Annotated in this window: 28 protein-coding genes, 1 tRNA gene and 1 pseudogene; 19 read left to right on the top strand and 11 right to left on the bottom strand. The window is 68.9% G+C overall.

Annotated features, from left to right (window positions below; genetic code table 11):
* The first annotated feature begins 220 nt into the window (after positions 1-220).
* Positions 221-1,771, top strand: coding sequence for an RDD family protein (locus tag M2283_RS42475; RefSeq protein ID WP_280881933.1), 1,551 nt, complete (start codon positions 221-223; stop codon positions 1,769-1,771).
* An 89-nt stretch (positions 1,772-1,860) separates the two neighbouring features.
* Positions 1,861-2,565, top strand: coding sequence for an RDD family protein (locus M2283_RS42470; RefSeq protein WP_280881932.1), 705 nt, complete (start codon positions 1,861-1,863; stop codon positions 2,563-2,565).
* Between the two features lie 106 nt (positions 2,566-2,671).
* Here M2283_RS42470 and M2283_RS42465 read toward each other — a convergent pair whose 3' ends face one another.
* On the bottom strand, positions 2,672-2,974 hold the full coding sequence (locus M2283_RS42465; RefSeq protein WP_280881931.1) for a hypothetical protein: 303 nt from the start codon (positions 2,972-2,974) through the stop codon (positions 2,672-2,674).
* 356 nt (positions 2,975-3,330) lie between these two features.
* Between M2283_RS42465 and M2283_RS42460 the strand changes: the two genes are divergently transcribed.
* Both M2283_RS42460 and M2283_RS42455 read left to right on the top strand, forming a co-directional pair.
* Positions 3,331-5,658: an immune inhibitor A domain-containing protein gene (locus tag M2283_RS42460; protein ID WP_280881930.1), complete on the top strand. Its 2,328-nt coding sequence runs from the start codon at positions 3,331-3,333 to the stop codon at positions 5,656-5,658.
* A 133-nt stretch (positions 5,659-5,791) separates the two neighbouring features.
* Positions 5,792-6,133 (top strand): hypothetical protein, encoded by a 342-nt coding sequence (locus M2283_RS42455; protein WP_280881929.1) that lies wholly within the window; start codon positions 5,792-5,794, stop codon positions 6,131-6,133.
* Positions 6,134-6,168: 35 nt separating this feature from the next.
* On the opposite strand, the gene M2283_RS42450 is transcribed toward M2283_RS42455, so the two are convergent.
* Positions 6,169-6,759 carry a nicotinamidase gene (locus M2283_RS42450; RefSeq protein WP_280881928.1) on the bottom strand — a complete coding sequence of 197 codons (591 nt, stop codon included), beginning with the start codon at positions 6,757-6,759 and terminating at the stop codon, positions 6,169-6,171.
* A 75-nt stretch (positions 6,760-6,834) separates the two neighbouring features.
* Positions 6,835-8,181, bottom strand: coding sequence for a nicotinate phosphoribosyltransferase (locus M2283_RS42445; protein WP_280881927.1), 1,347 nt, complete (start codon positions 8,179-8,181; stop codon positions 6,835-6,837).
* Positions 8,182-8,238: 57 nt separating this feature from the next.
* Here M2283_RS42445 and clpS point away from each other — a divergent pair, with 57 nt between their 5' ends.
* From clpS to M2283_RS42415, 7 genes and pseudogenes are all read left to right on the top strand, one after another.
* A complete protein-coding gene (clpS, locus tag M2283_RS42440) occupies positions 8,239-8,556 on the top strand; it encodes an ATP-dependent Clp protease adapter ClpS (protein WP_280882027.1) in 318 nt (105 codons plus the stop codon).
* A 31-nt stretch (positions 8,557-8,587) separates the two neighbouring features.
* Positions 8,588-9,193, top strand: a complete 606-nt coding sequence (locus tag M2283_RS42435) for a DUF2017 domain-containing protein (RefSeq protein ID WP_280881926.1) — start codon at positions 8,588-8,590, stop codon at positions 9,191-9,193.
* 205 nt (positions 9,194-9,398) lie between these two features.
* Positions 9,399-10,832 (top strand): annotated as a pseudogene (locus M2283_RS42430) (amino acid permease).
* 105 nt (positions 10,833-10,937) lie between these two features.
* Positions 10,938-11,360, top strand: coding sequence for a M67 family metallopeptidase (locus M2283_RS42425; protein ID WP_280881925.1), 423 nt, complete (start codon positions 10,938-10,940; stop codon positions 11,358-11,360).
* 79 nt (positions 11,361-11,439) lie between these two features.
* Complete coding sequence (locus M2283_RS51770; protein ID WP_019065921.1) at positions 11,440-11,535, top strand: putative leader peptide; 96 nt, start codon at positions 11,440-11,442, stop codon at positions 11,533-11,535.
* Positions 11,536-11,623: 88 nt separating this feature from the next.
* The gene (locus M2283_RS42420) at positions 11,624-11,902 is read left to right on the top strand and encodes a MoaD/ThiS family protein (protein WP_280881924.1); all 279 of its coding nucleotides are present in this window, start codon (positions 11,624-11,626) and stop codon (positions 11,900-11,902) included.
* Between the two features lie 6 nt (positions 11,903-11,908).
* Entirely contained in the window at positions 11,909-12,859 is a 951-nt protein-coding gene (locus tag M2283_RS42415; RefSeq protein WP_280881923.1) for a PLP-dependent cysteine synthase family protein, read from the top strand.
* Positions 12,860-12,889: 30 nt separating this feature from the next.
* On the opposite strand, the gene M2283_RS42410 is transcribed toward M2283_RS42415, so the two are convergent.
* Entirely contained in the window at positions 12,890-13,360 is a 471-nt protein-coding gene (locus M2283_RS42410) for a type II toxin-antitoxin system PemK/MazF family toxin (RefSeq protein WP_280881922.1), read from the bottom strand.
* 223 nt (positions 13,361-13,583) lie between these two features.
* Between M2283_RS42410 and M2283_RS42405 the strand changes: the two genes are divergently transcribed.
* Positions 13,584-14,336, top strand: coding sequence for an MBL fold metallo-hydrolase (locus tag M2283_RS42405; RefSeq protein WP_280881921.1), 753 nt, complete (start codon positions 13,584-13,586; stop codon positions 14,334-14,336).
* Positions 14,337-14,405: 69 nt separating this feature from the next.
* Here M2283_RS42405 and M2283_RS42400 read toward each other — a convergent pair whose 3' ends face one another.
* Complete coding sequence (locus M2283_RS42400; RefSeq protein WP_280881920.1) at positions 14,406-15,656, bottom strand: PTS transporter subunit EIIC; 1,251 nt, start codon at positions 15,654-15,656, stop codon at positions 14,406-14,408.
* A gap of 136 nt (positions 15,657-15,792) precedes the next feature.
* Positions 15,793-17,085: a PTS transporter subunit EIIC gene (locus M2283_RS42395; RefSeq protein ID WP_280881919.1), complete on the bottom strand. Its 1,293-nt coding sequence runs from the start codon at positions 17,083-17,085 to the stop codon at positions 15,793-15,795.
* 127 nt (positions 17,086-17,212) lie between these two features.
* On the opposite strand from M2283_RS42395, the gene M2283_RS42390 reads away from it, so the two are divergent.
* The 4 genes from M2283_RS42390 to rdgB all read left to right on the top strand — a co-directional run bounded on the left by M2283_RS42390 (position 17,213) and on the right by rdgB (position 19,511).
* A complete protein-coding gene (locus tag M2283_RS42390; protein ID WP_280881918.1) occupies positions 17,213-17,446 on the top strand; it encodes a PTS glucose/sucrose transporter subunit IIB in 234 nt (77 codons plus the stop codon).
* 120 nt (positions 17,447-17,566) lie between these two features.
* Complete coding sequence (gene rph, locus M2283_RS42385) at positions 17,567-18,304, top strand: ribonuclease PH (protein WP_280881917.1); 738 nt, start codon at positions 17,567-17,569, stop codon at positions 18,302-18,304.
* Between the two features lie 144 nt (positions 18,305-18,448).
* Positions 18,449-18,847, top strand: coding sequence for a hypothetical protein (locus tag M2283_RS42380; RefSeq protein ID WP_280881916.1), 399 nt, complete (start codon positions 18,449-18,451; stop codon positions 18,845-18,847).
* Between the two features lie 61 nt (positions 18,848-18,908).
* Positions 18,909-19,511 carry an RdgB/HAM1 family non-canonical purine NTP pyrophosphatase gene (rdgB, locus tag M2283_RS42375; RefSeq protein WP_280881915.1) on the top strand — a complete coding sequence of 201 codons (603 nt, stop codon included), beginning with the start codon at positions 18,909-18,911 and terminating at the stop codon, positions 19,509-19,511.
* A gap of 52 nt (positions 19,512-19,563) precedes the next feature.
* Here rdgB and M2283_RS42370 read toward each other — a convergent pair.
* The 4 genes from M2283_RS42370 to bcp all read right to left on the bottom strand — a co-directional run bounded on the left by M2283_RS42370 (position 19,564) and on the right by bcp (position 21,737).
* Positions 19,564-19,638, bottom strand: a tRNA-Leu gene (locus M2283_RS42370).
* Positions 19,639-19,648: 10 nt separating this feature from the next.
* Positions 19,649-20,506 carry an HNH endonuclease gene (locus tag M2283_RS42365; protein ID WP_280881914.1) on the bottom strand — a complete coding sequence of 286 codons (858 nt, stop codon included), beginning with the start codon at positions 20,504-20,506 and terminating at the stop codon, positions 19,649-19,651.
* Complete coding sequence (locus tag M2283_RS42360; RefSeq protein ID WP_280881913.1) at positions 20,503-21,129, bottom strand: HNH endonuclease; 627 nt, start codon at positions 21,127-21,129, stop codon at positions 20,503-20,505. Before M2283_RS42360 ends, M2283_RS42365 begins: the two co-directional genes overlap by 4 nt.
* A gap of 140 nt (positions 21,130-21,269) precedes the next feature.
* Complete coding sequence (gene bcp / locus M2283_RS42355) at positions 21,270-21,737, bottom strand: thioredoxin-dependent thiol peroxidase (protein ID WP_280881912.1); 468 nt, start codon at positions 21,735-21,737, stop codon at positions 21,270-21,272.
* A 106-nt stretch (positions 21,738-21,843) separates the two neighbouring features.
* On the opposite strand from bcp, the gene M2283_RS42350 reads away from it, so the two are divergent.
* From M2283_RS42350 to M2283_RS42340, 3 genes are all read left to right on the top strand, one after another.
* A complete protein-coding gene (locus M2283_RS42350; protein WP_280881911.1) occupies positions 21,844-22,173 on the top strand; it encodes a DUF3618 domain-containing protein in 330 nt (109 codons plus the stop codon).
* Between the two features lie 112 nt (positions 22,174-22,285).
* Positions 22,286-22,588, top strand: coding sequence for a GroES family chaperonin (locus tag M2283_RS42345; protein ID WP_280882026.1), 303 nt, complete (start codon positions 22,286-22,288; stop codon positions 22,586-22,588).
* 167 nt (positions 22,589-22,755) lie between these two features.
* Positions 22,756-23,076 carry a DMT family transporter gene (locus M2283_RS42340; RefSeq protein ID WP_280881910.1) on the top strand — a complete coding sequence of 107 codons (321 nt, stop codon included), beginning with the start codon at positions 22,756-22,758 and terminating at the stop codon, positions 23,074-23,076.
* A 10-nt stretch (positions 23,077-23,086) separates the two neighbouring features.
* Here the strand turns inward: M2283_RS42340 and M2283_RS42335 are convergent, their stop codons facing one another.
* Positions 23,087-25,510 carry a transglycosylase domain-containing protein gene (locus tag M2283_RS42335; protein WP_280881909.1) on the bottom strand — a complete coding sequence of 808 codons (2,424 nt, stop codon included), beginning with the start codon at positions 25,508-25,510 and terminating at the stop codon, positions 23,087-23,089.
* Positions 25,511-25,611 lie beyond the last annotated feature (101 nt).

Below are 25,611 nucleotides of genomic sequence, written 5' to 3'. Positions count from 1 at the left end.
TCAGGTGTACGGGGCCTCGCGGCGAGTCCCGTACACGTGGAGAGGCGGCGGGGGCGCGACCATTACGCGGGTTCGGAGAATTTTTTTCCGGAACGGTGAAGCGGGTGCACGCCCTTGCCCGGAAAGGGGCGGGTCCTGCGGGAGGGGCAGTGGCGGCTGCGCCGGTCTGATAGATGTGGGGTCCCCCATATTGACCCCGAGCAGATACGGGACGACGGACATGAGCGCCCCAACCCCGGCACCCGGTGACGACAGGCCCCGCGAGGGGTATTACCCGGACCCGTCCATTCCTGGATATGTCCGGTACTGGAACGGTGCCTCCTGGGTACCGGGCACCAGCCGTCCGGCCCCGTCGGACGGCGCCCCGCTCGCCGCGCCGGACGGCTCCGGCTCCGCGCCGGTCGAGGAGACGGGCCCGCACTTCTTCGACGAGGACCCCGCGCCCCAGGTCTCCCAGCACGGCAACCGCCCCGAACCGGCGTCCGCCTGGGGCGCCGACCGCTCCCGCCAGGCCGGCTTCGGCGGCGAGCAGGACCGCCGCGTCTCCTGGGGCTCCCCGCAGGGCCCCGACCCGCGGGTCCAGCCCGATACCCCGGCGGCCGACCCGACCGGTCACACCGACGGCACGGCGACCGTCCCGCCCGCGGACACCTCGTCGGACATCCCGTCCGACGGCACCTTCGTCTTCCGCCGCCCCAAGGCGGGTTCCGGGGGAGCGGGGGGCTCCGCCGGTGGAGTGGGTGCTTCCGGTGCCGGTCGTCCCGCGGCCGCCGCGGGCTCCGGCATCCCGGGTCCCGGCGGACCCGTCGGGGACGAGGGCACCATGACCTTCCGCGCGATGACCCCGCGCGCGGGGCAGCAGGGGGCGCAGAGCGGGGGCACGGGGGCGCCCGGCGCCCCCGGTTTCGGCGCGGGCAAGGCCGCCGCCGATCGCGCGGCGGCGCAGTCGGGGGCGGGAGCCGGGGCAGGCGCTGCCGGGGTCCAGGGGCCGGCCTCCGCGCCGGCCGCCCTCTCCGGTCCCCAGGGACCCGCCTCCGCGCCGACCGCCCTCTCCGGCCCCCAACAGGCCGCCCCCGGCGTGCCGGCGCAGTCCAGTGGCCCCCAGCCCGCGCAGCCCGCGGCGGCGGCCGGGCAGGCCTCCGCCGCCCCCATGTCCAGTGGCTCCGGCGGCGGGCAGCCCTCGTGGGCGCAGCAGGTGCACCGGCTCGCGGGCGGTGAGGACCAGCCCGTCGCGCCCTGGAAGCCGCCCGTCGAGGACGTGTTCCAAGCCGCCGCCCGGCGCCAGTCGGAGGCCCGCCCCGCGCCGCTCGGCAAGCGTCTGGCGGCCCGCCTGCTGGACACCGTCGTCCTCGCGGGCGTCACCGCCGTGGCCGCCGTACCGCTCGGCACCAAGGCGATCGACCACGTCGACGAGAAGGTCGACGCGGCGAAGCTCTCCGGCGAGACCGTCACCGTCTGGCTGCTGGACGGCACGACCTCGGTCTACCTGGGCGTCGTCCTGGCCGTCCTGCTCCTCTTCGGCGTCCTGTACGAGGCGCTGCCCACCGCCAAGTGGGGCCGCACCCTGGGCAAGAAGCTGTTCGGCCTTGAGGTGCGTGACATCGAGGGCCACCAGCCGCCCACCTTCGGCGGAGCCGTCCGCCGCTGGCTCGTCTACAGCGTGCCCGGCCTGCTCGTGATCGGTGTCGTGGGGGTCGCGTGGTGCCTGTTCGACCGCCCGTGGCGCCAGTGCTGGCACGACAAGGCGGCCCATACGTTCGTCGCGGGCTGACCACGTACTCCATCCGTACCAGGTGATCCGGTACTCCGGACGGCCGCTCGTCGGATGCGGAGCGGCGAGGTTCGCGGTGCACTCGGGCCATGACCACCGAACCGCCTCCCGGTTCCGGCCAGCAGCCGCCGGACGACGACCCGTTCCGGAAGCAGCCCCCGCGGCAGCCCCCGCCCGGCCAGAGCGGGCAGGGGCCGGGCTCGCCGTACGATCCGCCCCCGGGCGGCGGTCAGCCGCCGCCCTACGGCGGCCCTCCCCAAGGCGGTGCCCCGACTGGCGGGGGCGCTCCCTACGGTGGGGGCGCTCCCTACGGCGGCGGCTCCTATCCCAACGATCCGCTCTCCGGCATGCCGCCGCTCGCCGACAGCGGCAAGCGCACGCTGGCCCGGATCATCGACCTGATCCTCGTCGGCATCGTCGTCTGGCTGGTCACCTGGCCGCTGGGCGTGCACGAGTACGACGTGAGCGGCGACAACATGTCCTACGGCAAGTCGTTCGCGCAGTCCCTGGTCGCCGCCGTCCTCTACATCGGCTACGACACCGTCATGATCAGCAGGACGGGCCAGACGCTCGGCAAGAAGTGGCTGAACATGCGGGTGGCCAACCTCGACAACGGCTCCACCCCCTCCATGCAGTCCACGCTGGCCCGCTCGGCGGTGCTGTGGATCCCGTTCGCGTTCTGCTGCGCCTGCATCTGGACCGCGATCTGCGGCGGTTGGAGCTTCTTCGACCGGCCCTACAAACAGGGTCTGCACGACAAGGCCGCCAAGACGGTGGTGGTCAGCACCGGCTGAGTCCGTACCAACTGAGCCTGCGCATACGACAGGCGGCGCCGGCCGAGTCACTCACCGACTCGGCCGGCGCCGCCTGTCGTACGTCGGGGCTGTCGTACGTCGGAGCTCAGGCAGCGTTGGAGGAGCGCGTGGCCGCGGCCGGCACGGGCTCCTCCGTCTGCTGCGCGAGAGGCGCGGTCGGTGCGGCGGGCGCGGCCGAGACGGCCGGAGCCGGCTGCGACTGCGCGACGATCCGCGACCTGGGCAGCGGTACGGTCATGGCGACCAGGAGCCCGAGCGCGAGCGCCGCGAAGGCGATGACCGCGATCCCCACGCCCGAACTCGTCTGTGACAGCAGCAGCATGGCGAGCGTCGAGAAGATCACGGTGAACGAACCGTAGGCGAGCTGTGCGGCAGTCGGACGAGGCATGGCAATCGTGTCCTCGGAAGTGGGGGTCCACGGGGGTGTCGGCCTGGCTTTCCGCCGTATTCCAGGCGAAGCGCCAACCGACTCTAATCGCGTGCATGCCCGACTGGAACGAACGGTAAGCGTGACCTAACCAACAGTGCCGGTGCACAGGGGGCGCACGGAGTCATGCCGTCCACCCTGTGGACGGGCCCGCGCGCCTGTTGAGCGCGCAACCACTCACCCGTTCACACGTTCGTAATGCGCGCGCCCGCTGTGCATAGAGCACTTGTTATGTTCAAGTCAAGGCCTGTCTTTTCTTACCAGTCTCTAGTCAAATTGCGTCACTTGAATACAGCCCTTCATCACAAGGAACTCAAGTGACCTATAGACACTGGACGTTCAGAGCGGCCGCGGTCGGTGTCGCGCTCGCGGCGGCCACCGCCACGTTCTCGACGTTCGCCGTGGCGCAGGCCGACTCGGCCGCGACCACCGCAGTGGACCGGCACGATCCGCAGCCGGTCAAGGCCAAGGAACACGACCTCGACGGCCCCCTGACGAAGACTCAGGAGGCCCAGCACAAGGAGGCGTTGGACCAGGTCATATCCGGTTCCGCCTCGGTGAAGGACCGGAACGGTTCGAAGGTCGTCAAGCTCAAGGGCCAGGACAAGTACGTCGAACTCGGCCGTGAGAAGACGGACAAGATCTTCACCATCCTGGTCGAGTTCGGCGACCAGGTCGACAGCCGCTACGGCGGCACGGTCGGCCCGCTGCACAACCAGATAGCCCAGCCGGACCGCAAGCAGGACAACAGCACGGCCTGGCAGGCGGACTACAACCAGGCGCACTTCCAGGACCTCTACTTCGGCACCGGCAAGAAGACCGAGTCGCTGAAGAAGTACTACGAGAAGCAGTCCTCGGGCCGCTACTCGGTCGAGGGCGAGGTCACCGACTGGGTCAAGGTCCCCTACAACGAGGCCCGTTACGGCTCCAACGACGCCTCGACCGGTGCTTGGTACGCGGTCCAGGACGGCGTCAACGCCTGGGTCGCCGACCGCGAGGCCGCCGGTGACACGGCCGCCGAGATCAAGACGGAGCTGGCCCAGTTCGACCAGTGGGACCGCTACGACTACGACGGCGACGGCAACTTCAACGAGCCCGACGGCTACATCGACCACTTCCAGATCGTGCACGCCGGCGAGGACGAGTCCGCCGGCGGCGGCGCGCAGGGCGAGGACGCGATCTGGGCGCACCGCTGGTACGCGTTCGGCACCGACGCCGGCTCCACCGGCCCGGACACCAACAAGCTCGGCGGCACCCAGATCGGCGACACCGGCATCTGGGTCGGCGACTACACCATCCAGCCGGAGAACGGCGGACTCGGTGTCTACGCCCACGAGTACGGCCACGACCTCGGCCTGCCCGACGAGTACGACACCGCGGGCGGCGAGAACTCCACCGGCTTCTGGACGCTGATGTCGTCCGGCTCCTGGCTCGGTACCGGCAAGGACACCATCGGCGACCTGCCCGGCGACATGAACGCCTGGGACAAGCTCCAACTGGGCTGGCTGGACTACGACGTCGCCAAGGCCGGCAAGAAGTCCACCCACAAACTGGGCGTCGCGGAGTACAACACCAAGAACCCGCAGGCGCTGGTGGTCGAGTTGCCCGAGAAGGAGGTCACCACCGAGGTGGTCGCCCCGGCCGAGGGCGCGACCCAGTGGTGGAGCGGCAGCGGTGACGATCTGCGCAACACCCTTACCCGCACGGTCGACTTGACCGGCAAGGCCTCGGCCGCGCTGACCCTCGACGGCTGGTGGGACATCGAGCAGGACTACGACTACCTCTACACCGAGGTCTCCACCGACGGCGGCGCCAGCTACACCCCGATCGACGGCACCCTCGCCGACGGCACCGCCATCCCGCGCGACGGCAGCGACAAGCCGGCCCTCACCGGCACGGTGGACGCCTACCAGAAGCTGACGTTCCCGCTGGACGCGTACGCCGGCAAGCAGATCACCCTGCGCTTCCGCTACGCCACCGACGGCGGTGTGGCCCAGAAGGGCTTCGCGGCCGACGAGATCAAGGTGACCGCGGACGGCGCGACCGTCTTCTCCGACAACGCCGAGGCGGCGGACGCCAGTTGGACGTCCAACGGCTTCACGCGGATCGGCGCCTCGATCACCGACGACTACGCGCAGTACTACATCGCCGAGAACCGGCAGTACGTGTCGTACGACAAGGTCCTCAAGACCGGTCCGTACAACTTCGGTTCGGCACTGCGCCCGGCGTGGGTGGAGCACTACGCGTACCAGAACGGCCTGTTGATCTGGAAGTGGGACACCTCGCAGGCGGACGACAACACCAGCGCCCACCCGGGTGAGGGTCTGATCCTCCCGATCGACTCGCACCCGAAGCCGCTGAAGTGGTCCGACGGCACGCTGATGCGCAACCGCGTGCAGGCCTACGACTCGCCGTTCAGCTGGTACCCGACCGACTCGTTCACGCTGCACAAGGCGGACGTGGCGACCAGGATCAAGTCGCAGTTCGGTGTCCCGCTCTTCGACGACGGACGGTCGACGTACTACGACGCGTCGAACCCGCTGGCCGGCGTCAAGGTCACTGACACCAACACTTCGATAAGGATCATCGACGAGCCCTTCAGCGGCTCGACGATCAAGGTGAAGGTCGGCCCCTCGACGAAGTAACCAGCGTTTACGCAGGTCAGACACATATCGGCGGTGACCCCCTGGCGGGTCGCCGCCGATCGTGTTTAGGTGCGTGCTGTGCCCTTCTTATTGACACAGACATCGACACCGACTCGTACGGGGGTGTGACGGAATGGCCGCAGGAGGTTTCTGCAAGCTGCCCACCGGCAGCGTCGTGGTGGCGCTGAACCTGCCCAGCCCCACCCCCGACGGCACGGGGGTACGGGTGCTCGTGCACGCCCACAACCGGGCCCGTGCCCTGACCCGGCTGCGCAACCTGGGGATGCGGGCGGTCTACCTGCGGGGCAACGGAGCCCCGCCGACCCCCGACGAGATCACCGCGGTCCTGCACCACCCCGACGGCCTCATATGGCGCACGGCCCCTGACAACGGTGTCCCCGTCGCCCCGGACCTGGTCCAGGAGCTGTGGCACCCGATCAGAGCCCTGCTGAGAAGACCGGCGGCACCAGCCTGACCTGCTCCTTTGCCAATCCGACGCCGCTGGGAGCCCTACGCGACGACGGGCTTGCCCGTCAGTTCCACGCCGGCCTCGCGCATCTCCTCCAGCGCGCGGTCGGTGGTCTCCTCCGCGACGCCCGCGGTCAGCTCCAGCAGGACCCGGGTGCGGAAGCCCTCGCGGACCGCGTCCAGGGCGGTGGCCCGCACGCAGTGGTCGGTCGCGATGCCCACCACGTCGACCTCGCCGACCTGCCGGGCCCGCAGCCAGTCGCCCAGTTTCACGCCGTTCTCGTCGGCGCCCTCGAAGCCGCTGTACGCGGCCGCGTAGGCGCCCTTGTCGAAGACGGCGTCGATCGCGCCGGAGGCGACGGCCGGCGCGAAGTTCGGGTGGAAGCCCACACCCTCCGTGCCCGCGACGCAGTGCGCGGGCCAGGAGTGGGCGTAGTCGGGGTTGTCGGCGAAGTGGCCGCCGGGTGCGATGTGGTGGTCGCGGGTGGCCACCACATGCTGGTAGCCGGAACCGGCCGCCTGACCGATCAGCTCGGTCACGGCGGCGGCCACATCGCCGCCCCCGGCCACCGCGAGGCTGCCCCCCTCGCAGAAGTCGTTCTGTACGTCGACGACGATCAAGGCGCGGCGCATGGTGGGTGTCCTTCGACTGTGAGTGAAGTTCGAGCCTAGAGACTTCGGGCCCCCAGCGGGAGGGCGTGCCCCGCATTAGCTACCCGAGCGCCCCAGTACGTACTCCGTCGGAATGACCGGTTCCCCGCGCGACAGCTGGGTCGCCGACAGCGGCAGCCCCGCCCGCGCGGCCGTGTGCCGGTCGCGTACGACGTCCAGCGGCTCGCGGGCCACCACGTCACCGCCCTTGACCAGTTCGACGAGCAGCTGCCGGTCCACCAGCTCGGCCGGCACGGCCCCGGTGCCCACGACCTCGGCCTCCGCGACCCCGTCCTCGTCCAGCCGCCGCGCGGCCCACTTGCGCCCGCCGACGGAGGTCTTGCCGCCGGCCGCCTTCTTCGCCACCGCCACCAGCGGCGCCTTGAGGTCGGCGGACTCGGCGCGGGCGACCAGCTTGTAGACCATCGAGCAGGTCGGGTGCCCCGACCCGGTCACCAACTGCGTACCGACGCCGTACGCGTCCACCGGAGCCGCCGCCAGCGAGGCGATGGCGTACTCGTCCAGGTCCGAGGTGACGATGATCCGCGTGTTCGTCGCGCCCAGCTCGTCCAGCTGCTGCCGCACCCGGTGCGCGACCAGGAGCAGGTCGCCGGAGTCGATGCGTACGGCGCCCAGCTCGGGCCCGGCCACCTCGACGGCCGTACGGACGGCCGTCGCGACGTCGTAGGTGTCCACCAGCAGCGTGGTGTCCCGGCCCAGCGAGTCGACCTGGGCCTGGAAGGCGTCCCGCTCGTTGTCGTGCAGGAGCGTGAAGGCGTGGGCGGAGGTGCCCACGGTCGGGATGTTGTAGCGGAAGCCGGCCGCGAGGTCGGAGGTGGAGGCGAAACCGCCGACGTAGGCGGCGCGGGAGGCGGCGACGGCCGCCAGCTCGTGGGTGCGGCGGGCGCCCATCTCGATCAGCGGGCGCCCGCCCGCCGCCGAGGACATCCGCGAGGCCGCCGCGGCGATCGCGGAGTCGTGGTTGAGGATGGACAGGATCACGGTCTCCAGCAGCACGCACTCGGCGAAGGAGCCCTCGACCCGCATGATCGGGGAGCCCGGGAAGTACACCTCGCCCTCCGGGTAGCCCCAGATGTCACCGGAGAAGCGGTAGCCCGCGAGCCACTGAAGGGTCGCCTCGTCGACGATGTCCCGCTCCCGCAGGTAGCCCAGGACACCCGCGTCGAAGCGGAAGTTCTCGACCGCGTCCAGGACCCGCCCGGTGCCCGCCAGGACGCCGTAGCGCCGCCCGTCGGGCAGCCGCCGGGTGAAGACCTCGAACACGCTCCGCCGCTCGGCCGTCCCCGCTTTCAGGGCGGCCTGCAGCATCGTCAGCTCGTACTGGTCCGTGAAGAGCGCCGTAGAGGGAACGTCCACCGGCAGCCCAAGGTCCGCTGTGTTCATGACGAGAGATGGTACTCCCTTCTCGTCGGTGTGACGATTTATGGGATGCGTGGCAGCATGGGCCCTGTGACGTCACCCGCACCCCTGGAGATCGAACGCACCGAGTCGGCGGAGGAGGTCTTCGCCGTACCCGAGCCGGACGTCCCCTGGGTCACGATCGTCCACAACGACCCGGTCAACCTCATGAGCTACGTGACGTACGTCTTCCAGGCGTACTTCGGCTACAGCAAGCACAAGGCCACCAAGCTCATGCTCGACGTGCACCACAAGGGCCGGGCGGTCGTCTCCAGCGGCAGCCGCGAGGAGATGGAACGGGACGTGCAGGCCATGCACGGCTACGGCCTGTGGGCCACCCTCCAGCAGGACCGGAAGTAGCGACCCAGCACCGGAAGTAGCGACGCCCTTCATGCCCGGACACTTCGAACCGCTCCCCGGCGGCGGCGCGGCCGTCGCACTCGACGACGTCGAGATCTCCATCATCCGGTCGCTGGCCGTCCAGCTGCTGGAACTCATCGGCCCCGGACCCGGCGAGGACGCCTCCGACGACCCGCTGGCCGAACTCTTCGCCGAGGGCCCCAGCGAGCCCCCCAAGGACCCGGTGCTGCGCCGCCTGTTCCCGGACGCCTACAGCGACCCCGAGCAGGTCCCGGACTCGCCGGGGCAGGCTGAGGAGAACCGGGAGTACTCGTCCGAGTTCCGCCGCTACACCGAGAACGACCTGCGGGCCGGCAAGCGCGAGAGCGCCCTCGCGGTGGTGCGCACCCTGGACGGACTGACCCCGGCCGGCGACGGCGGCGCGATCCTCAAGCTGTCGGCCGAGGACTCCCGGCAGTGGCTCGGCGCCCTGAACGACCTGCGCCTGGCGATCGGTTCACGCCTGGAGATCACCGACGAGGACGACACCGACGACCTCTACCGGCTGCCGGACGAGGACCCGCGCAAGCCGATGGTGATGGCGTATCTGTGGCTCGGCGGGCTCCAGGAGACGCTCGTGTCCACCCTGATGCCGTGACCGGTGAGCGTTTCCTGTTCGCTCAGCAGACGCTCAAATCCGGATAACGATCACGTCACCGCGGCGGCCGGTTATGCCGACGCCGACCGCGCTTTGTCCGCTTCTTCCTGTGGTGTGCGCCACAAACACACCCGTCGATCACCGGTACGGCCGTGATAGATCTTCACGACTGCACACGGTGGACTCGGCGAAAGGCACACCACACATGACCTCCGCTCAGGTCGACACGGAGAAGGCCCCCGAGGAGGGGTACGAGCGCGGGCTCGGCAGCCGACAGGTCCAGATGATCGCCATCGGCGGTGCCATCGGAGTCGGGCTGTTCCTGGGCGCCGGCGCGAACATCGCCAAGGCCGGTCCCAGCCTCATCGTCATGTACGCCCTCGCGGGCGTGATCATCTTCTTCATCATGCGGGCGCTTGGCGAACTGCTCCTGTACCGCCCGGTCTCGGGCTCCTTCGCGGAGTACTCCCGCGAGTTCCTCGGCCCGTTCTTCGGCTACTTCACCGGCTGGACGTACTAGCTGATGTGGGTGGTCACCGGCATGGCCGAGCTGACCGCCGCCGCGATCTACGTCAACTACTGGTTCCCGTCGGTCCCGCAGTGGGTGACGGCCCTGGTCTTCCTGGTGGTCCTCTTCGGGGTCAACCTGATCTCCGTGAAGGTCTTCGGAGAGCTGGAGTTCTGGTTCTCGATGGTCAAGGTCACCGCCCTGATCGGCATGATCGTGATCGGCCTCGGCGTCCTCACCTTCGGCTTCAGCTCCGCCGGTGACACCGCCGCCGTCGCCAACCTCTGGCAGTTCGACGGCTTCTTCCCCAAGGGCGTCGGCTCGTCCCTGATGACCCTGCAGGGCGTCATGTTCGCCTACCTCGCGGTCGAGCTGGTCGGCGTCACCGCCGGCGAGTCGGAGAACCCGGAGAAGACCCTCCCCAAGGCGATCAACACCCTTCCCTGGCGCATCGCCCTCTTCTACGTCGGCGCCCTCAGCGTCATCCTCTGCGTGGTGAAGTGGACCGAGTTCGCCCCCGGCGTCTCGCCCTTCGTCGAGGCCTTCGCGAAGATCGGCATCCCGGCCGGCGCCGGAATCGTCAACTTCGTCGTCCTCACCGCGGCCCTGTCCTCCTGCAACTCCGGCATGTACTCGACCGGCCGCATGCTGCGCAACCTGGCCGCCAACGGCGAGGCCCCCAAGGTCTTCCAGCGGCTGTCCGGCACCAAGGCCCCGGCCTTCGGTATCACCGTCTCCGTCCTCTGCATGGGCATCGGCGTCGTCCTGAACTACGTCGTCCCGGAGAAGGCCTTCGGCTACGTCACCTCGGTGGCCACCGCCGCCGGCATCTGGACCTGGCTGATGATCCTGATCAGCCACGTCCTCTACCGCCGCGCGGTCGACGCGGGCCGCCTGCCCGCCTCGCCCTTCCCGGCCCCGGGCGGCTCGAAGTGCAGCTGGATCGCCATCGTCTTCCTCCTCTTCGTCACCTGCCTGATCGCCTACGACGCCGACTCCCGCGTCTGCCTGTACGTGATGGCCGGCTGGGCGGCGGTGCTCGGCATCGGCTGGTCGATCCTGAAGTCCCGCAACCCGGAGATCGCGGCGCGCAGGGAACCGGAGTCCGAGGACTTCGAGAAGATCGGCTGAGTCCGACCCGGGGAGCCCCGAACAGCTCACCATGTGGGCAGTCCCGTACCACGCCTCGATACGGGACTGCCCTTCTCCTTATTACGACGACTTATCCTGACGACCATGCTGACCATCACCCAGGCCCTGGTCGACCAGATCGTCGCGCACGCGCGCAAGGACCATCCCGACGAGGCGTGCGGCGTCGTCGCGGGCCCCGAGGACTCGGACCGCCCCGAGCGCTTCATCCCGATGCTGAACGCGGCCATGTCGCCCACGTTCTACGAGTTCGACTCCGGCGACCTGCTCAAGCTCTACCGCGAGATGGACGACCGCGACGAGGAGCCGGTGGTCGTCTACCACTCCCACACCGCGACCGAGGCCTACCCCTCCCGCACCGACATCTCCTACGCGAACGAGCCCGGCGCCCACTACGTCCTGGTCTCCACCGCCGACACCGACAGCCTCGGCGACTTCCAGTTCCGCTCGTACCGCATCGTCGAGGGCGAGGTCACGGAGGAGGAGGTCAGGATCGTAGAGGCCTACTGATCTCGCAATTCGGGCAGAATTCATCCAGCATGCGAGATCACACTCCGGGGCCCCGACCGGGAATCGATACGATGACCCCATGGTTCTTCTCGACGTGAGCGACAAGGCGCCGGGCACGCTGCTCGTGGCGCGGCTGCACGTCGACCTGTGCAGGCTGAACAGCGCCATCTGTTGACCTCCGCGCTGTCGCCGCAGGCCGTGCGCCGCGGCGCTGTGCCGCGCTCTCTCCGAGACCAGACCCTTTCCGACAGGAGCCCTTCGCCATGGCCATCGAGGTCCGCATCCCCACCATCCTCCGCCCGTACACCGACGGCCAGAAGGCCGTGCAGGGCGACGGGGACACCCTCGCCGAGCTCTTCACCGACCTCGAGACCCGGCACGCGGGCATCCAGGCCCGCATCGTGGACGGCGGCGAGCTGCGCCGCTTCGTCAACGTCTACCTGAACGACGAGGACGTCCGCTTCCTGGAGGGCATCAACACCAAGGTCGCCGACGGCGACAACGTGACGATCCTGCCGGCCGTGGCCGGCGGCATGGCCTGATCCTCGATGCGCTACGACTCCCCGCTGGCCGCGGTGGGCAACACCCCTCTGGTGCGCCTGCCGCGGCTCTCGCCGTCCGCCGACGTCCGCATCTGGGCCAAGCTGGAGGACCGCAACCCGACCGGCTCGGTCAAGGACCGCCCCGCCCTGCACATGGTCGAGCAGGCGGAGAAGGACGGCCGGCTCACCCCGGGCTGCACGATCCTGGAGCCGACCAGCGGCAACACCGGCATCTCCCTCGCGATGGCCGCCAAGCTCAAGGGCTACCGCATGGTCTGCGTGATGCCCGAGAACACCTCGCAGGAACGCCGGGACCTGCTCGGCATGTGGGGCGCCGAGATCATCCCCAGCCCGGCCGCCGGCGGCTCCAACACCGCCGTACGCGTGGCCAAGGAGCTCTCCGCCGAGCACCCGGACTGGGTGATGCTCTACCAGTACGGCAACCCGGACAACGCCGGCGCCCACTACGCGACGACGGGCCCGGAGATCCTCGCCGACCTCCCCTCCATCACCCACTTCGTGGCAGGCCTGGGCACGACGGGCACCCTCATGGGAGTCGGCCGCTACCTCCGCGAACAGAAGCCGGACGTCAAGATCGTCGCCGCCGAACCGCGCTACGACGACCTCGTCTACGGCCTCCGCAACCTCGACGAGGGCTTCGTCCCCGAGCTCTACGACGCGTCCGTCCTCACGACCCGCTTCTCGGTCGGCTCGGCGGACGCGGTCACCCGAACCCGCGAACTCCTCCAGCAGGAGGGCATCTTCGCCGGCGTCTCCACCGGCGCGGCCCTCCACGCGGCAATCGGCGTGGGCAAGAAGGCAGTAGCGGCGGGGGAGACGGCGGACATCGCGTTCGTGGTGGCGGACGGCGGCTGGAAGTACCTGTCGACGGGTGTGTACACGGCAGCGACGACGGAAGAGGCCATCGAGACGTTGCAGGGTCAGCTCTGGGCGTGACAGGGGTTGTTCTTCTTCCGGGCTGACGGCTCAGTTCGCCAGATGACGGACCTGGTCCCACAGGACCGGGTCCACCACCCCCACCCTCCGACGGAACTCCCGGAGGGGAACGTCACGCAACTCGTCCGTCTCCAGAAAACTGGCCCGCCCCCGCGAATCGCCAACGGCCCCCGGCGGCAAGGGAATCACTCCGTCCCGCTCATCGTGATACTTGCTGGTGATCTTCGCGACGGTCACCTTCCGCCCGCGCACGGCCAGCACAAGACACGGCCGATCCTTCGCAACCCCCGGCTGATCCTCGTAGGGCACGTTCGCCCACCAGATCTCAGCGGGCCGAGGCCGATTACCGCGCCCGCCGCTACCGTCACCGCGACCGGGCCCGGCCGGCGGGCGAGACCTGCGCCCCGCCGGCCGGCGCCCCCGCCCCCAGCCGTCGATGAGCGTGGCGACCAGCGCCAGCAGTACCACCGCCGCGAGCGCCAACCACCAGGACCTGTCCATACGGACGACGTTACCGGGGCGCACCCTCCGACGCGCGCCCTCTCGCGCGCCCCCCACGCCCCGCTTCCAGCCGAACCGGTGACAGCACAGGTGAGTTCGCCCACAACAGCCCTTGGCGGAGGAGCGACCGGACGTTTTGCGCCTTACGCTCGACGAACCGCATGACCCCCGACGCCCCACTCCCCGATCTTCTGGATTTTCCGCCAGCGGAGGTTTCTGCTTTATGAAGCTCACCGTCGTCGGCTGCTCGGGGTCGTTCCCGTCCGCGGAATCGGCCTGTTCGAGCTACCTCCTTGAGGCCGACGGCTTCCGGCTGCTCCTCGACATGGGCAACGGCGCCCTTGGCGAACTGCAGCGCCACTGCGGTCTCTACGACCTCGACGCGATCTTCCTCAGCCATCTGCACGCCGACCACTGCATCGACATGTGCGCGTACTTCGTCGCGCGCTACTACCGCCACGACGGCGGTCGCTGCGACCCCATCCCGGTCTACGGCCCCGAAGGCACCGAACACCGCCTCACCACGGCCTACGCCGACACCCCCACCGCCTCCTCCATGAGCGAGGTCTTCGACTTCCACACCGTCAAGCCGTCCACGTTCGAGATCGGCCCGTTCACGGTGCACACGGAACGCGTGGCCCATCCCGTGGAGGCCTACGGCATCCGGGTCGAGCAGGGGGGCAAGTCCCTGACGTACTCCGGCGACACCGGAATCAGCCCGGCCCTGGACGAACTCGCCCGGGACACCGACCTGTTCCTGTGCGAGGCCGCGTTCACGTACGGCAAGGAGAACATCCCCGACCTGCACCTCAACGGCCGCGAGGCGGGCGAGACGGCGACCCGGGCAGGAGCCCGCCGCCTGGTCCTCACCCACATCCCCCCGTGGACCGACCCGCAGGCCAACCTCACCGACGCCCGCGCGGTCTACGCCGGGCCGGTGGAACTGGCGGCGCCGAGGAAGTCGTACGAGATCTAGGTTCTACGACGTGACAGAGGCCCCCGGAGCTTTCCCGCTCCGGGGGCCTCTGTCACGTCCTGCGAGAACTCACGCCTTGGTGAGGTCCTCGACCTCCTCCTCGGGTTCGCGGCCCGGGGTGGGGAGGTTCCACTTGGTGATGGCGAAGCGGAAGACCACGTAGTAGATCGCGGCGAAGGCCAGGCCGATCGGGATGATCAGCCAGGGCTTGGTCGCCAGGTTCCAGTTGAGGAAGTAGTCGATCGCGCCCGCGGAGAAGCTGAAGCCGTGGTGGACGCCGAGGGCCCAGGTGACGGCCATGGAGAGCGCTGTGAGGACCGCGTGGATGGCGTAGAGGACCGGCGCGATGAACATGAACGCGAACTCGATCGGCTCGGTGATGCCCGTGACGAAGGAGGTCAGGGCGAGCGACATCATCATGCCGCCGACGGCCTTGCGGCGCTCGGGACGGGCGGTGTGCGTGATCGCCAGCGCGGCGGCGGGGAGCGCGAACATCATGATCGGGAAGAAGCCCGTCATGAACTGACCGGCCGTCGGGTCGCCGTGGAAGAAGCGCGGCAGGTCGCCGTGCCAGACGGCACCCGAGGGGTCCTTGAAGGAGCCGATCTCCTGCCAGGCCACGGTGTTGACGAACTGGTGCATGCCCACCGGGAGCAGCGCGCGGTTGATCAGGCCGAAGAGGGCCGCACCGAAGGCGCCGAGACCGGTCATCCACTCACCGAAGTCGGTGATGACGTTGCCGATCGGCTCCCAGATCAGACCGAAGACGACGCCGACGGCGGTGCCGATGAAGGCCATCAGGATCGGCACCAGACGGCGGCCGTTGAAGAAGCCCAGCCAGTCGGGGAGCTTGGTGCGGTGGAAACGCTGCCAGGTGACGGCGGCTATGAGGCCCATGATGATGCCGCCGAGAACCTTGGGGTCGTTGTAGGTGGCGGCGATGTCCGCACCCTTGGTGACCTTGGCGTCGGTGATGGGGAACGCGGTCAGTACGTTCTTGTAGACGAGGAAACCGACCAGCGCCGCCAGGGCCGTCGAGCCGTCGGCCTTCTTGGCGAAGCCGATGGCGATGCCGACACAGAACAGCAGCGGCAGGTTGCTGAAGACGGCGTCGCCCGCGGTGGCGAAGACCGACGCGACCTTGTTCCAGCCGAGGCCGTCCTTGCCGAACACGTCGTCCTGGCCCAGGCGGAGCAGGATGCCCGCCGCCGGCAGCACGGCGATCGGCAGCTGCAGGCTGCGGCCGACCTTCTGCAGGCCCTGGAGCAGACCGGATCCCCGCCTTTTCGCGGGGGCCGCCGGTGCGGTGGCGGTGCTCATACTTCTTCCTCCATCGGGTGGTGGTCTACACCACTCAGTGGTGTAGACCTGTTCTACACGATGGAGTCGTTATTAAGGAACCCGTCAATTCCGCAACGGAATCGCTACGCGCAGTAGACGCCGGTTCACCTGCGCGTCAGGCCTTGGTGACGTCCTCTCGCTCGTCCTCCGGTTCCCTGCCCGGGGTTTTCAGGTCGAATCGCGTGATCGCGAAACGGAAGATCACGTAGTAGACGGCGGCGAAGCACAGACCGATCGGAATGATCGCCCACGGCCTGGTCGCGAGGTTCCAGTTGATGACGTAGTCGATGAGACCGGCCGAGAAGCTGAAGCCGTCGTGCACCCCGAGCCCCCACGTCACCGCCATCGACACACCGGTCAACACCGCGTGCACCGCGTACAGCAGTGGCGCGATGAACAGGAACGAGTACTCGATCGGCTCGGTGATGCCGGTGACGAACGACGTCAGCGCGACCGACAGCATGAGACCGCCGACCTCCTTGCGGCGGCTCGGCTTCGCGCAGTGCGTGATCGCGAGGGCCGCGGCCGGCAGGGCGAACATCATGATGGGGAAGAAACCCGAGGTGAACTGGCCCGCGTTCGGGTCGCCCGCCAGGAACATGTTGATGTCGCCGTGCACCACCGAACCGTCCGGCTTGGTGAAGCTGCCGAACTGGAACCAGATGGGCACGTTCAGGAACTGGTGCAGCCCGATCACCAGCAGCGCCCGGTTGGCCAGACCGAACACGCCCGCGCCCCAGGCACCCGCGTCGCTCAGCCAGTCGCTGAAGTTCTCCAGACCGTCACCGATCGGCGGCCACACCCACAGACACAGCGCCGCGAACACGATCGCGACGAAGGCCATGATGATCGGGACGAGACGGCGGCCGTTGAAGAAGCCCAGCCAGTCGACCAGCCGGGTGCGGTGGTAGCGCTGCCAGAAGTAGGCCGACAGCAGGCCCATGACGATGCCGCCGAAGACCCCGGGGTTCTGGTAGGTGAACGCCACCACCGAGTGGTCCACCGTCGCCTGACAGCCGATCCCGACCATGGCCGTCGCGCCGGACGGACAGTCCTCCGGGAACTGGCGCAGCACGTTGTAGTAGACGAGGAACCCCGCGAGCGCCGCCAGCGCGGTCGAGCCGTCGGACTTCTTCGCCATGCCGATGGCCACGCCCACACAGAAGAGGAGGGGGAGCCCGAGCGTGCCGTCCAGCAGCGCGCCGCCCGCCCCCGCCATCACCTTGGAGACGTTCGTCCAGCCCAGCCCGTCGTCCCCGAACACATCAGGCTGGCCAAGGCGGTTGAGGATGCCCGCGGCCGGCAGCACGGCGATCGGGAGCTGCAGGCTGCGGCCCATCTTCTGCAGCCCCTGGAACGCCGACTGCCACCGCCGACGTGCTGGTGAGATCTCGGTGGGGGCACTCATCAGTTGGCGACCGCCTGTCAGGTGGTGTAGACCAGTTCTCGACGATTGGCTTGCTGTAACGCCATCTTTCGGTACGTACGGCGCAATCGCTCATAAAGTTGGGCCAACTGTGCGTGAGGAGACCGAAATGGCCACCAAGGCAGAGAAGATCGTCGCCGGGCTCGGCGGCATCGAGAACATCGAAGAGATCGAGGGCTGCATCACCCGCCTCCGCACCGAGGTCATCGACCCGGGCAAGGTCGACGAAGCCGCCCTCAAGGCCGCCGGCGCCCACGGCGTCGTCCGGATGGGCACAGCCGTCCAGGTCGTCATCGGCACCGACGCCGACCCGATCGCCGCGGACATCGAAGACATGATGTGACGTGAGATGACGTGAGGTCAGTCGTGCGCTGACGCGAAGTCAGCCACGCCCGCTCATCTCAAGGGGCTCCTTTCCCGGTCGGGAGGAGCCCCTTCCGCCTGTGCCGATAGGCTCGTCGCCATGTCTCGAATCGACGGCCGCACGCCCGAACAGCTCCGCCCGGTCACCATCGAACGCGGCTGGAGCAAGCACGCCGAGGGCTCCGTCCTCGTCTCCTTCGGCGACACGAAGGTCTTCTGCACCGCCTCCGTCACCGAAGGCGTCCCCCGCTGGCGCAAGGGCAGCGGCGAGGGCTGGGTGACCGCGGAGTACTCCATGCTGCCCCGCGCCACCAACACCCGCGGCGACCGCGAGTCCGTCAAGGGCCGCATCGGCGGCCGCACCCACGAGATCAGCCGCCTCATCGGCCGCTCCCTGCGCGCGGTCATCGACTACAAGGCGCTCGGCGAGAACACCATCGTCCTGGACTGCGACGTCCTCCAGGCCGACGGCGGCACCCGCACCGCCGCCATCACCGGCGCGTACGTGGCGCTGGCGGACGCCGTGGCCTGGGCCCAGGGCAAGAAGCTCATCAAGGCCGGCCGCCAGCCGCTCACCGGCACGGTCTCCGCGGTCTCCGTCGGCATCGTCGGCTCGGTCCCGCTGCTGGACCTCTGCTACGAGGAGGACGTCCGCGCCGAGACCGACATGAACGTCGTCTGCACCGGCGACGGACGCTTCGTCGAGGTCCAGGGCACCGCCGAGGCCGAACCCTTCGCGCGCGACGAGCTCAACGCCCTCCTCGACCTCGCCGTCGCCGGCTGCACGGAACTCGCTGTCCTGCAGCGCAAGGCGCTTGATACGGTCCTCGAAAAGTAAAGGGAACCCCAAGAAAGGGCGGCCGACGGGGCAACCCGGCCGCCCGCACCGGCGTCCCTACCAATGCGGGCGCACGGCACACCACCGTGCGCCCGACCAGCACACGGGGGCCTTCCGGGCCTGGAAAAGGGAGGGAACACAGCCATGGCCGCAAGCCGCCGTCGCCGTTTCGTCGTCACCGCCGCCGCAGTGGCGGCCATCGGGTTGACGACCGCGGTGACCACGGGCTGCGACGCCGTCGACAAGGCCCTGGACTGCGTCCAGACCGCCGACGCCATCGCCGACAGCGTCACCTCCCTCCAACAGGCGGTCGAGAACGCCTCCAACGACCCGACCCAGCTCGACGAGTCCCTCGCCTCCATCGACAAGAACCTCGACAAGATCGGTGACAAGACCGACAACACCGACGTCAACAAGGCCGTCGAGGACCTCGGGGACGCCGTCGACAACGTCCGTACGGCGATCAAGAACGGCGACAACACGCCGGACGTCAGCCCGGTGACGGACGCGGCGGGCGAACTGACGAAGGTCTGCACGTCGTAGGTATCCACCTCGTGGCGACCGGCGGGACCAGGCCTGACCCGGGCCCGCAATACTGTCCGGCATGACCCGCCTGATCCTCGCCACCCGCAACGCCGGAAAGATCACCGAACTCCGGGCGATCCTCGCCGCGGCCGACCTGCCCCACGAGCTGGTCGGCGCGGACGCCTACCCGGACATCCCGGACGTCAAGGAAACCGGCGTGACCTTCGCCGAGAACGCGCTCCTGAAGGCCCACGCCCTCGCCCAGGCCACGGGTCTGCCCGCCGTGGCCGACGACTCGGGCCTCTGCGTCGACGTCCTGAACGGTGCCCCCGGCATCTTCTCCGCCCGCTGGTCCGGCCACCACGGCGACGACGAGGCCAACCTCAACCTCCTCCTCGCCCAACTCTCCGACATCGCCGACGAACACCGAGGCGCCCACTTCGCCTGCGCAGCGGCCCTCGCGCTCCCGGACGGCACGGAACGGGTGGTCGAGGGGCAGTTGCGGGGCCGGCTCCGGCATGCCCCTGTTGGCACGAACGGCTTCGGCTACGACCCGATCCTGCAGCCGGAGGGGGACACGCGAACCTGCGCGGAGCTGAGCGCGGAGGAGAAGAACGCGATCAGCCATCGGGGGAAGGCGTTTCGGGGGTTGGTGCCGGTGGTGCGGGAGCTTTTGGGCTGACAGCAGAAAGGCCCGACGCCTTTCAAGTAAAGGCGTCGGGCTACTTTTCCAGTGGGCCCGGTGGGACTCGAACCCACGACACACCGGACCTAAACCGGCGCCCTCTAGCCTGCTGGGGTACGGGCCCGCAGCGGTGCTTACTCTACTGGGCGCTGCTGCGAGGTCGTACGGGGAGATCGATTCGAGAAGGTCCGCGTCTGGCTGTGGCAGGACGGGCACAGATACCGAAGGTTTTCCTTCCGGTTGTCCAACCGGTCTCCGTTGATGTGGTCGATCTCCAGGACGAGTCGTCTGCCCTGCCATACGTCCCCGACCCCGCAGCCTGCACAGAGGTGCGGGACGCCGAGGTCGTCGAGCGCCCGTCGCAGTTGCGTCGTTCTGGTGCGGGCGGCACCCGGTTCCAGCCGGACCAGGATCTGGTCGGCGGACTTGCGGTTCCTGCCCTGAGTGCCGAGGCGATGTCCCTGACCGACGAAGTGACCGATCGACAGGTTGTGGGCTGCCACGCTTCTCTTGAGGCGTTCGCGGGCAGCTCCGTTGTCGACGATGCCAAGCAGTTTCAGGACGCCCGCGATGGTCCGGGAGGAGGCTGCGGCAGGCGCGAGTTGGCTGTACGGCAGGATTCCCGGGCCGTATCTGCGCCCGCTGGTGAAGTGCGATGTGTCGATCCCGAACCGGTCGAGCTTCTTCCGGATATGGCCGTACGGGCTGTCGCGCGGATCAAGGCCCATGTACTCGACCATCTCTCGGATGCTGGACGAACGGGCGGCCGCTTCCCGCAGAAGCGTCTCCGAGTAGCTTCGCCGCTCCCGTTCGGGCAGCGGCTCGTCGATGAAATGCGAGATGTCGATTCCGTAGTGTTCGAGACGCCTGAGCAGGTAGGTGCGCGGCGCGCTGCCCATCGGAGCGTTCAGTCGGCGCATCAGGTCGGGCAGGCTCGCGGAGGCGGCCGCGGTACGGGCGAGCAGGTCGCTCGTGTACTTCGGAGAGGTCATGCCCGGGTCCTCCGCTTGCGGCCGCGGTAAGTGTCCGTCACCGCATGGCAGTTGGGGCAGAGCAGTTGGAGATTCGCCTGGCGGTTGTCCCACCAGTCGCCGTTGATGTGGTCCACTTCGAGCCTGAGTGGTCGGCCTTGGTGCACCGGTCCCGTACCGCACATCGTGCAGCGCTCCTCGACCCCGGCGTGCAGCAGCGCGCGGCGCGGGCGGTCGCCCGGCACCCGTCCGTCCTCGGCGGAACGAAGACAGAGCGTCTCCCCGAGAGAACCTTTGGGGCGGCCTCGCCGTGTGGCCACGAAGTGGTTCGTGTCGATTCCGAGAGCGGCGATACGGCGACTGATGTGGGTCTGATTGCCGCCGACCTGGCTGATCCCGAGGCGGCGCACGACGTCCTTGATGCTGGTCGACGTCGCCACGGCCGCCCGGAGTCGCTCCTCGGTGTGACGCACCTGATTCGTCGTGAGATGGGAGATGCCGACGCCCGCCTCCGCTATCTTCTGGCGGAGATAGCGTCTGCTGCCGGGTGAGGGACTGCCTCCGCACCATCGGACCGCGTCATCGATGTGCGTCGTGCGGCGAGCCGCCTCTTCCAGTAACTCGCGGGTGTACCGGGCAGCCATGTTCCCCTCCGTTCCCGACCACACGTTCGCGGCCTCGTACGGAGTAACGAACCGTTTGTCGGACAGTCACGCCGGAAACGTAGAGCGGCCCGCACCGGGGTAGGCCGGTGCGAGCCGCTTGCTCAGGAGAGGCGTGGGAGTCAGATGCCCAGGTCCTTGATGACCTTTGCCACGTGGCCCGTCGCGCGGACGTTGTACAGGGCCCGTTCGACCTTGCCCTCCTCGTCCACGATGATCGTGGAGCGGATGACGCCCATGTAGGTCTTGCCGTAGTTCTTCTTCTCGCCGTAGGCGCCGTAGGCCTCGGTGACCGTTTTCTCGGGGTCGGCCAGGAGGGTGACCTTCAGGGATTCCTTGTCGCGGAACTTGGCCAGTTTCTCCGGCTTGTCCGGGGAGACGCCGAGTACGTCGTAACCCGCGCCGGTCAGCAGCTCCAGGTTGTCCGTGAAGTCGCAGGCCTGCTTGGTGCAGCCGGGTGTCAGGGCGGCGGGGTAGAAGTAGACGATGACTTTGCGGCCCTTGTGGTCCGCGAGGGACACCTCGGTGCCGTCGGCGTCCTGAAGGGTGAAGTCGGGGGCCACGTCCCCGGGCTGGAGTCGCTCACTCATCGGGCCAGCGTAACCGGGGGTCCTGACAGTGCGGCGGCGGGCGGAGCTGACAGACTGTCCAGAACAGCACGCACAACAGGCATCAGCTGACTTCGGAGGCCCAACGGTGGCGGACACGTCGGACACCAGAAACCCGGCGCAGATCGAGGCGGACATCAAACGCCGCCGCGACGTGCTGGCCGAGACGCTCGACGAGATCGGGGTGCGCGTGCACCCGAAGACGATCGTCGGCGATGCCAAGGCCAAGGTTGTTTCCACTCTCGATCACACCGTGGGCCGGGCCTACGTCGGCGTCAACCGGGTCGTCGGCGATGTGAAGGCCCAGTTCGTGGACGAGGAGGGCGCGCCCCGTCTGGAGCGTGTCGTGCCCGTCGCCCTCGTGGTGGTCGGCGTCGTGGGGCTGCTGGCCTTCGGTGCCCGCCGACGCAAGCGCTGACCCGGCGGCGTACGGACGCGTTGATGGCAGGTAGGTTCAGGGCGTGAGCGCCAAAAGAGACGAGTCCAGAAGAGACGAGCAGCGCACCCACGACGACAAGCTGCCGATCCGGATGCTGCACGACCGGGTTCTCGTGCGGCAGGAGGTCGGCGAGGGTGAGCGGCGTTCCGGTGGCGGGATCCTGATCCCGGCGACGGCGGCCGTGGGGCGCCGGCTGGCGTGGGCCGAGGTCGTCGCGGTGGGGCAGAACGTCCGGACCGTGGAGCCGGGCGACCGGGTCCTGTACGACCCGGAGGACCGCGCCGAGGTCGAGGTGCGGGGCACCGCGTATGTGCTCATGCGTGAACGGGATCTGCATGCCGTGGCGGCGGACCGGTTCGAGGGGTCCGAGGACTCGACCGGCCTGTACCTCTGAATCAAGGGTTCGGCAGGGGCTGGTGACCATGGTCACCAGCCCCTTTCCCGTTTCTTTGCTAGTTTTGAAGGACCCCGACGAGACGCGCCGTACCGGGAGCCGTTCGCAGAGCAGCTTGCAAAGACGACGCACCCCCGTTCAGTACGTACGTCTCGGAGGTGCCTGTCATGGCCTGGGTTCTGCTTGTCGTCGCCGGTCTGCTCGAAGTGGGCTGGTCGATCGGGATGAAGTACACCGACGGTTTCACCCGGCTGGTGCCGAGCCTGTTCACCGGGGCCGGGATCGCCGCCAGCATGCTGCTGCTCTCGTACGCCGCCCGCTCCCTGCCCATCGGTACCGCCTACGGCGTGTGGGTGGGGATCGGGGCGGCCGGGGCGGCGGTGCTCGGGATGGTGGTGCTGGGGGAGCCCGTCACCGCCGCCCGGATCTTCTTCGTCTCTCTGCTGCTGGTCGCCGTGGTCGGGTTGAAGGCGACCTCCGGTCACTGAGCGGCCGGCGCTACCACTCGCGTCTCGCCGTGCTCTGCGGGCCCGCCGTCGTGCCGGTGCTGTTGCCGCCGGTGTCCGTGCCCGTCGTGCCGCCGGTGGCGTCGCCGCCCGTGGTGCCCCCGGTGTCGGTCGTGCCGCCCGTGGTGTCGCCGGTCGTGCCGTCGGTGGTCGTACCGCCGTCGGTCGTGGTGCCTCCGGTGTCGGTCGTGCCGCCCGTGGTGGTGTCGCCGGTGGTTCCGCCGGTCGTGGTGGTGCCGCCGTCCGTCGTCGTGCCGCCGTCGGTCTGGCCCTGCGTCTGTCCCTGGGTCTGGCCCTGGTCGCCCTGGCCGCCGTCGGTGGTGCCGCCGTTGTCCTGGTCGCCGGTGTCCGGGGGCGTGGACTCCTCGGAGGGCGGGGCGGTCTGCTCGGCGCCGTCCTGGAGCTGGAGGTCGAAGTCGGCGACCTTCTCGCCCTTCAGGGCCGCCTTGGTGAACTGCGCCCAGATCTGGGCCGGCGGGCCGCCGCCGTTGACGCGATCCAGGCCCATCGCCTCGTAGAGCGGCATGTGCTTGGCCGTCACCGGGTCCTGGCCCATCACGGAGACCACGGTCGCGAGGTCGGGCGTGTAGCCGGCGAACCAGGCGGCCGTGTCGTTCTCCGCGGTGCCGGTCTTGCCGGCGGCGGGGCGGTCGGCGGCAAGGGCGGCGGTCGCGGTGCCGCTCTCGACGACGCTCTGCAGGATCGACGTCGTGGTGTCGGCGGACTCGCGGCTGACGGCCTGGTGGGACTGCTCCTTGGGCAGCTCCACCACGTCCTGGCCGTCCTTGGTGATCGAGTCGAGCATCGTGTACGTGCCGTGCCGGCCGTGGTTGGCGAGGGTCGCGTAGGCCTCCGCCATGTCGAGGACGCTGGCGGTGGCGGTGCCGAGCGCGATCGACGGGTAGGCGTTGAGGTCCTGGGTGTCGGAGGGGATGCCGAGGTCGACGGCGGTCCGCTTGACCTTTTCGGGACCGACGTCGACGGCCATCTGCGCGTACACCGCGTTGACGGACTTGTTGGTGGCGGTGCGCACGGTGACGTCGCCGTAGGAGGCCTGGTCCTCGTTCTCCGGCGCGTAGCTGCCGCCGGTCCAGCCCTCCACGGGGCGCTTGTTGGTGCCGTCGTAGTAGGTGTTGGGCGTGATGGTCTCGCCGTCCTGCGTCTCGGAGTGGTTCTGCACGGCCGAGGTGAAGACGAAGGGCTTGAAGGTGGAGCCGACCTGGAAGTCGCCGCGGGTCGCGCCGTTCGTGTACTGCTTGACGTAGTCGATGCCGCCGTACATCGCGACGACCTTGCCGGTCTTGGGGTCGACGGAGGCGCCGCCGGCGCGGACGTAGTTGTCGACCTTGCGGTTCTTCTTGTCCAGTTTGGACATCACCTGGTCGTCGACGGCCTTCACGAAGGCGTCCTGCTTGCTCTTGTCCAGGGTGGTCTTGATGCGGTAGCCGCCGGCCTCCAGCTCGTCGGCGGTGACGATCTTGTTCTTGATGAGGTAGCTCTTGACCGCCTCGACGATGTATCCGCGCTGCCCGGACAGGCCGGTGGAGGCCGTCTGCTCCTTGGGCATCGGGAACTTCAGCCCGGCCCGCTTCGCCTCGGTCAGCCAGCCCTTCTTGACCATGCCGTCCAGGACGTAGTTCCAACGGGCCACGGCCGCCGACTTGTTCTCGGGGTGCGCGACGACGTCGTACTCGCTGGGCGCGTTGACCAGTGCGGCGAGGTAGGCGGCGTGGGCCGGGTCGAGGTCGGTGGCGTCCATGCCGTAGTAGGCCTGGGCGGCGGCCTGGATGCCGTAGGCGTTGCGGCCGAAGTAGCTGGTGTTGAGGTAGCCCTCCAGGATCTGGTCCTTGGACTCCGTGCGGTCCAGCTTGATCGAGATGAAGAACTCCTTCACCTTGCGGGAGACGGTCTGTTCCTGGCCCAGGTAGTAGTTCTTTACGTACTGCTGGGTGATCGTCGAGCCGGACTGGCGGCCCTTGCCGGTCGCGGTGTTCCAGCCGGCCCGCAGCATCGCCTTGGGGTCGACGGCCGACTCGGTGTAGAAGTCGCGGTCCTCGGCGGCCAGTACGGCGTGCTGGGCGTCCTTGGAGACCTGCGCGAGCGACACGTTCTCCCGGTTGACCTCGCCGTCCCGGGCCAGCTGCGAGCCGTCGGCGTACAGGAAGACGTTGGACTGCTTGGTGGCGAGCGCGTTGGCCGGCGGGATCTCGACCAGCGAGTAGCCGAGGAAGAACAGGCCGACGAGGACCATCACGCCGATCACGAAGGTGCCGAGCACCATGCGCCAGGTGGGGAGGATCCGCCGCCAGCCGGTGCGCTTGGGCCGCTTCATCTTCTTCTTCCCACCCGTCTGTTCGGCCGCCAGCGGCTCTCTCGGTGCCCAGCCCTCGGTCGGCTGCTGCGGCTCGTCGCTCATGTTGTGCACGGACTCCAATTTCGCGTCATACGTTCCAGTACGCCCTCGTACGCGTTCTGCGCCCCCTCTTGAAGACTCTCGCACCATGCGTTCCGTTGCAG

This window comes from Streptomyces pseudovenezuelae (assembly GCF_029892565.1).
In the GTDB taxonomy this organism is placed as follows: domain Bacteria; phylum Actinomycetota; class Actinomycetes; order Streptomycetales; family Streptomycetaceae; genus Streptomyces; species Streptomyces pseudovenezuelae_A.
This window is presented reverse-complemented; position numbering and strand designations above follow the sequence as displayed.

Bases quoted from the DNA above. Each gene is read 5' to 3' on its own strand.
- M2283_RS42475 (WP_280881933.1), top strand. From the start codon at position 221: ATGAGCGCCCCAACCCCGGCACCCGGTGACGACAGGCCCCGCGAGGGG.
- M2283_RS42470 (WP_280881932.1), top strand. From the start codon at position 1,861: ATGACCACCGAACCGCCTCCCGGTTCCGGCCAGCAGCCGCCGGACGAC.
- M2283_RS42465 (WP_280881931.1), bottom strand. From the start codon at position 2,974: ATGCCTCGTCCGACTGCCGCACAGCTCGCCTACGGTTCGTTCACCGTG.
- M2283_RS42455 (WP_280881929.1), top strand. From the start codon at position 5,792: ATGGCCGCAGGAGGTTTCTGCAAGCTGCCCACCGGCAGCGTCGTGGTG.
- M2283_RS42450 (WP_280881928.1), bottom strand. From the start codon at position 6,759: ATGCGCCGCGCCTTGATCGTCGTCGACGTACAGAACGACTTCTGCGAG.
- M2283_RS42445 (WP_280881927.1), bottom strand. From the start codon at position 8,181: ATGAACACAGCGGACCTTGGGCTGCCGGTGGACGTTCCCTCTACGGCG.
- clpS (WP_280882027.1), top strand. From the start codon at position 8,239: ATGGGCCCTGTGACGTCACCCGCACCCCTGGAGATCGAACGCACCGAG.
- M2283_RS42435 (WP_280881926.1), top strand. From the start codon at position 8,588: ATGCCCGGACACTTCGAACCGCTCCCCGGCGGCGGCGCGGCCGTCGCA.
- M2283_RS42425 (WP_280881925.1), top strand. From the start codon at position 10,938: ATGCTGACCATCACCCAGGCCCTGGTCGACCAGATCGTCGCGCACGCG.
- M2283_RS51770 (WP_019065921.1), top strand. From the start codon at position 11,440: ATGGTTCTTCTCGACGTGAGCGACAAGGCGCCGGGCACGCTGCTCGTG.
- M2283_RS42420 (WP_280881924.1), top strand. From the start codon at position 11,624: ATGGCCATCGAGGTCCGCATCCCCACCATCCTCCGCCCGTACACCGAC.
- M2283_RS42415 (WP_280881923.1), top strand. From the start codon at position 11,909: ATGCGCTACGACTCCCCGCTGGCCGCGGTGGGCAACACCCCTCTGGTG.
- M2283_RS42410 (WP_280881922.1), bottom strand. From the start codon at position 13,360: ATGGACAGGTCCTGGTGGTTGGCGCTCGCGGCGGTGGTACTGCTGGCG.
- M2283_RS42405 (WP_280881921.1), top strand. From the start codon at position 13,584: ATGAAGCTCACCGTCGTCGGCTGCTCGGGGTCGTTCCCGTCCGCGGAA.
- M2283_RS42400 (WP_280881920.1), bottom strand. From the start codon at position 15,656: ATGAGCACCGCCACCGCACCGGCGGCCCCCGCGAAAAGGCGGGGATCC.
- M2283_RS42395 (WP_280881919.1), bottom strand. From the start codon at position 17,085: ATGAGTGCCCCCACCGAGATCTCACCAGCACGTCGGCGGTGGCAGTCG.
- M2283_RS42390 (WP_280881918.1), top strand. From the start codon at position 17,213: ATGGCCACCAAGGCAGAGAAGATCGTCGCCGGGCTCGGCGGCATCGAG.
- rph (WP_280881917.1), top strand. From the start codon at position 17,567: ATGTCTCGAATCGACGGCCGCACGCCCGAACAGCTCCGCCCGGTCACC.
- M2283_RS42380 (WP_280881916.1), top strand. From the start codon at position 18,449: ATGGCCGCAAGCCGCCGTCGCCGTTTCGTCGTCACCGCCGCCGCAGTG.
- rdgB (WP_280881915.1), top strand. From the start codon at position 18,909: ATGACCCGCCTGATCCTCGCCACCCGCAACGCCGGAAAGATCACCGAA.
- M2283_RS42365 (WP_280881914.1), bottom strand. From the start codon at position 20,506: ATGACCTCTCCGAAGTACACGAGCGACCTGCTCGCCCGTACCGCGGCC.
- M2283_RS42360 (WP_280881913.1), bottom strand. From the start codon at position 21,129: ATGGCTGCCCGGTACACCCGCGAGTTACTGGAAGAGGCGGCTCGCCGC.
- bcp (WP_280881912.1), bottom strand. From the start codon at position 21,737: ATGAGTGAGCGACTCCAGCCCGGGGACGTGGCCCCCGACTTCACCCTT.
- M2283_RS42345 (WP_280882026.1), top strand. From the start codon at position 22,286: ATGCTGCACGACCGGGTTCTCGTGCGGCAGGAGGTCGGCGAGGGTGAG.
- M2283_RS42340 (WP_280881910.1), top strand. From the start codon at position 22,756: ATGGCCTGGGTTCTGCTTGTCGTCGCCGGTCTGCTCGAAGTGGGCTGG.
- M2283_RS42335 (WP_280881909.1), bottom strand. From the start codon at position 25,510: ATGAGCGACGAGCCGCAGCAGCCGACCGAGGGCTGGGCACCGAGAGAG.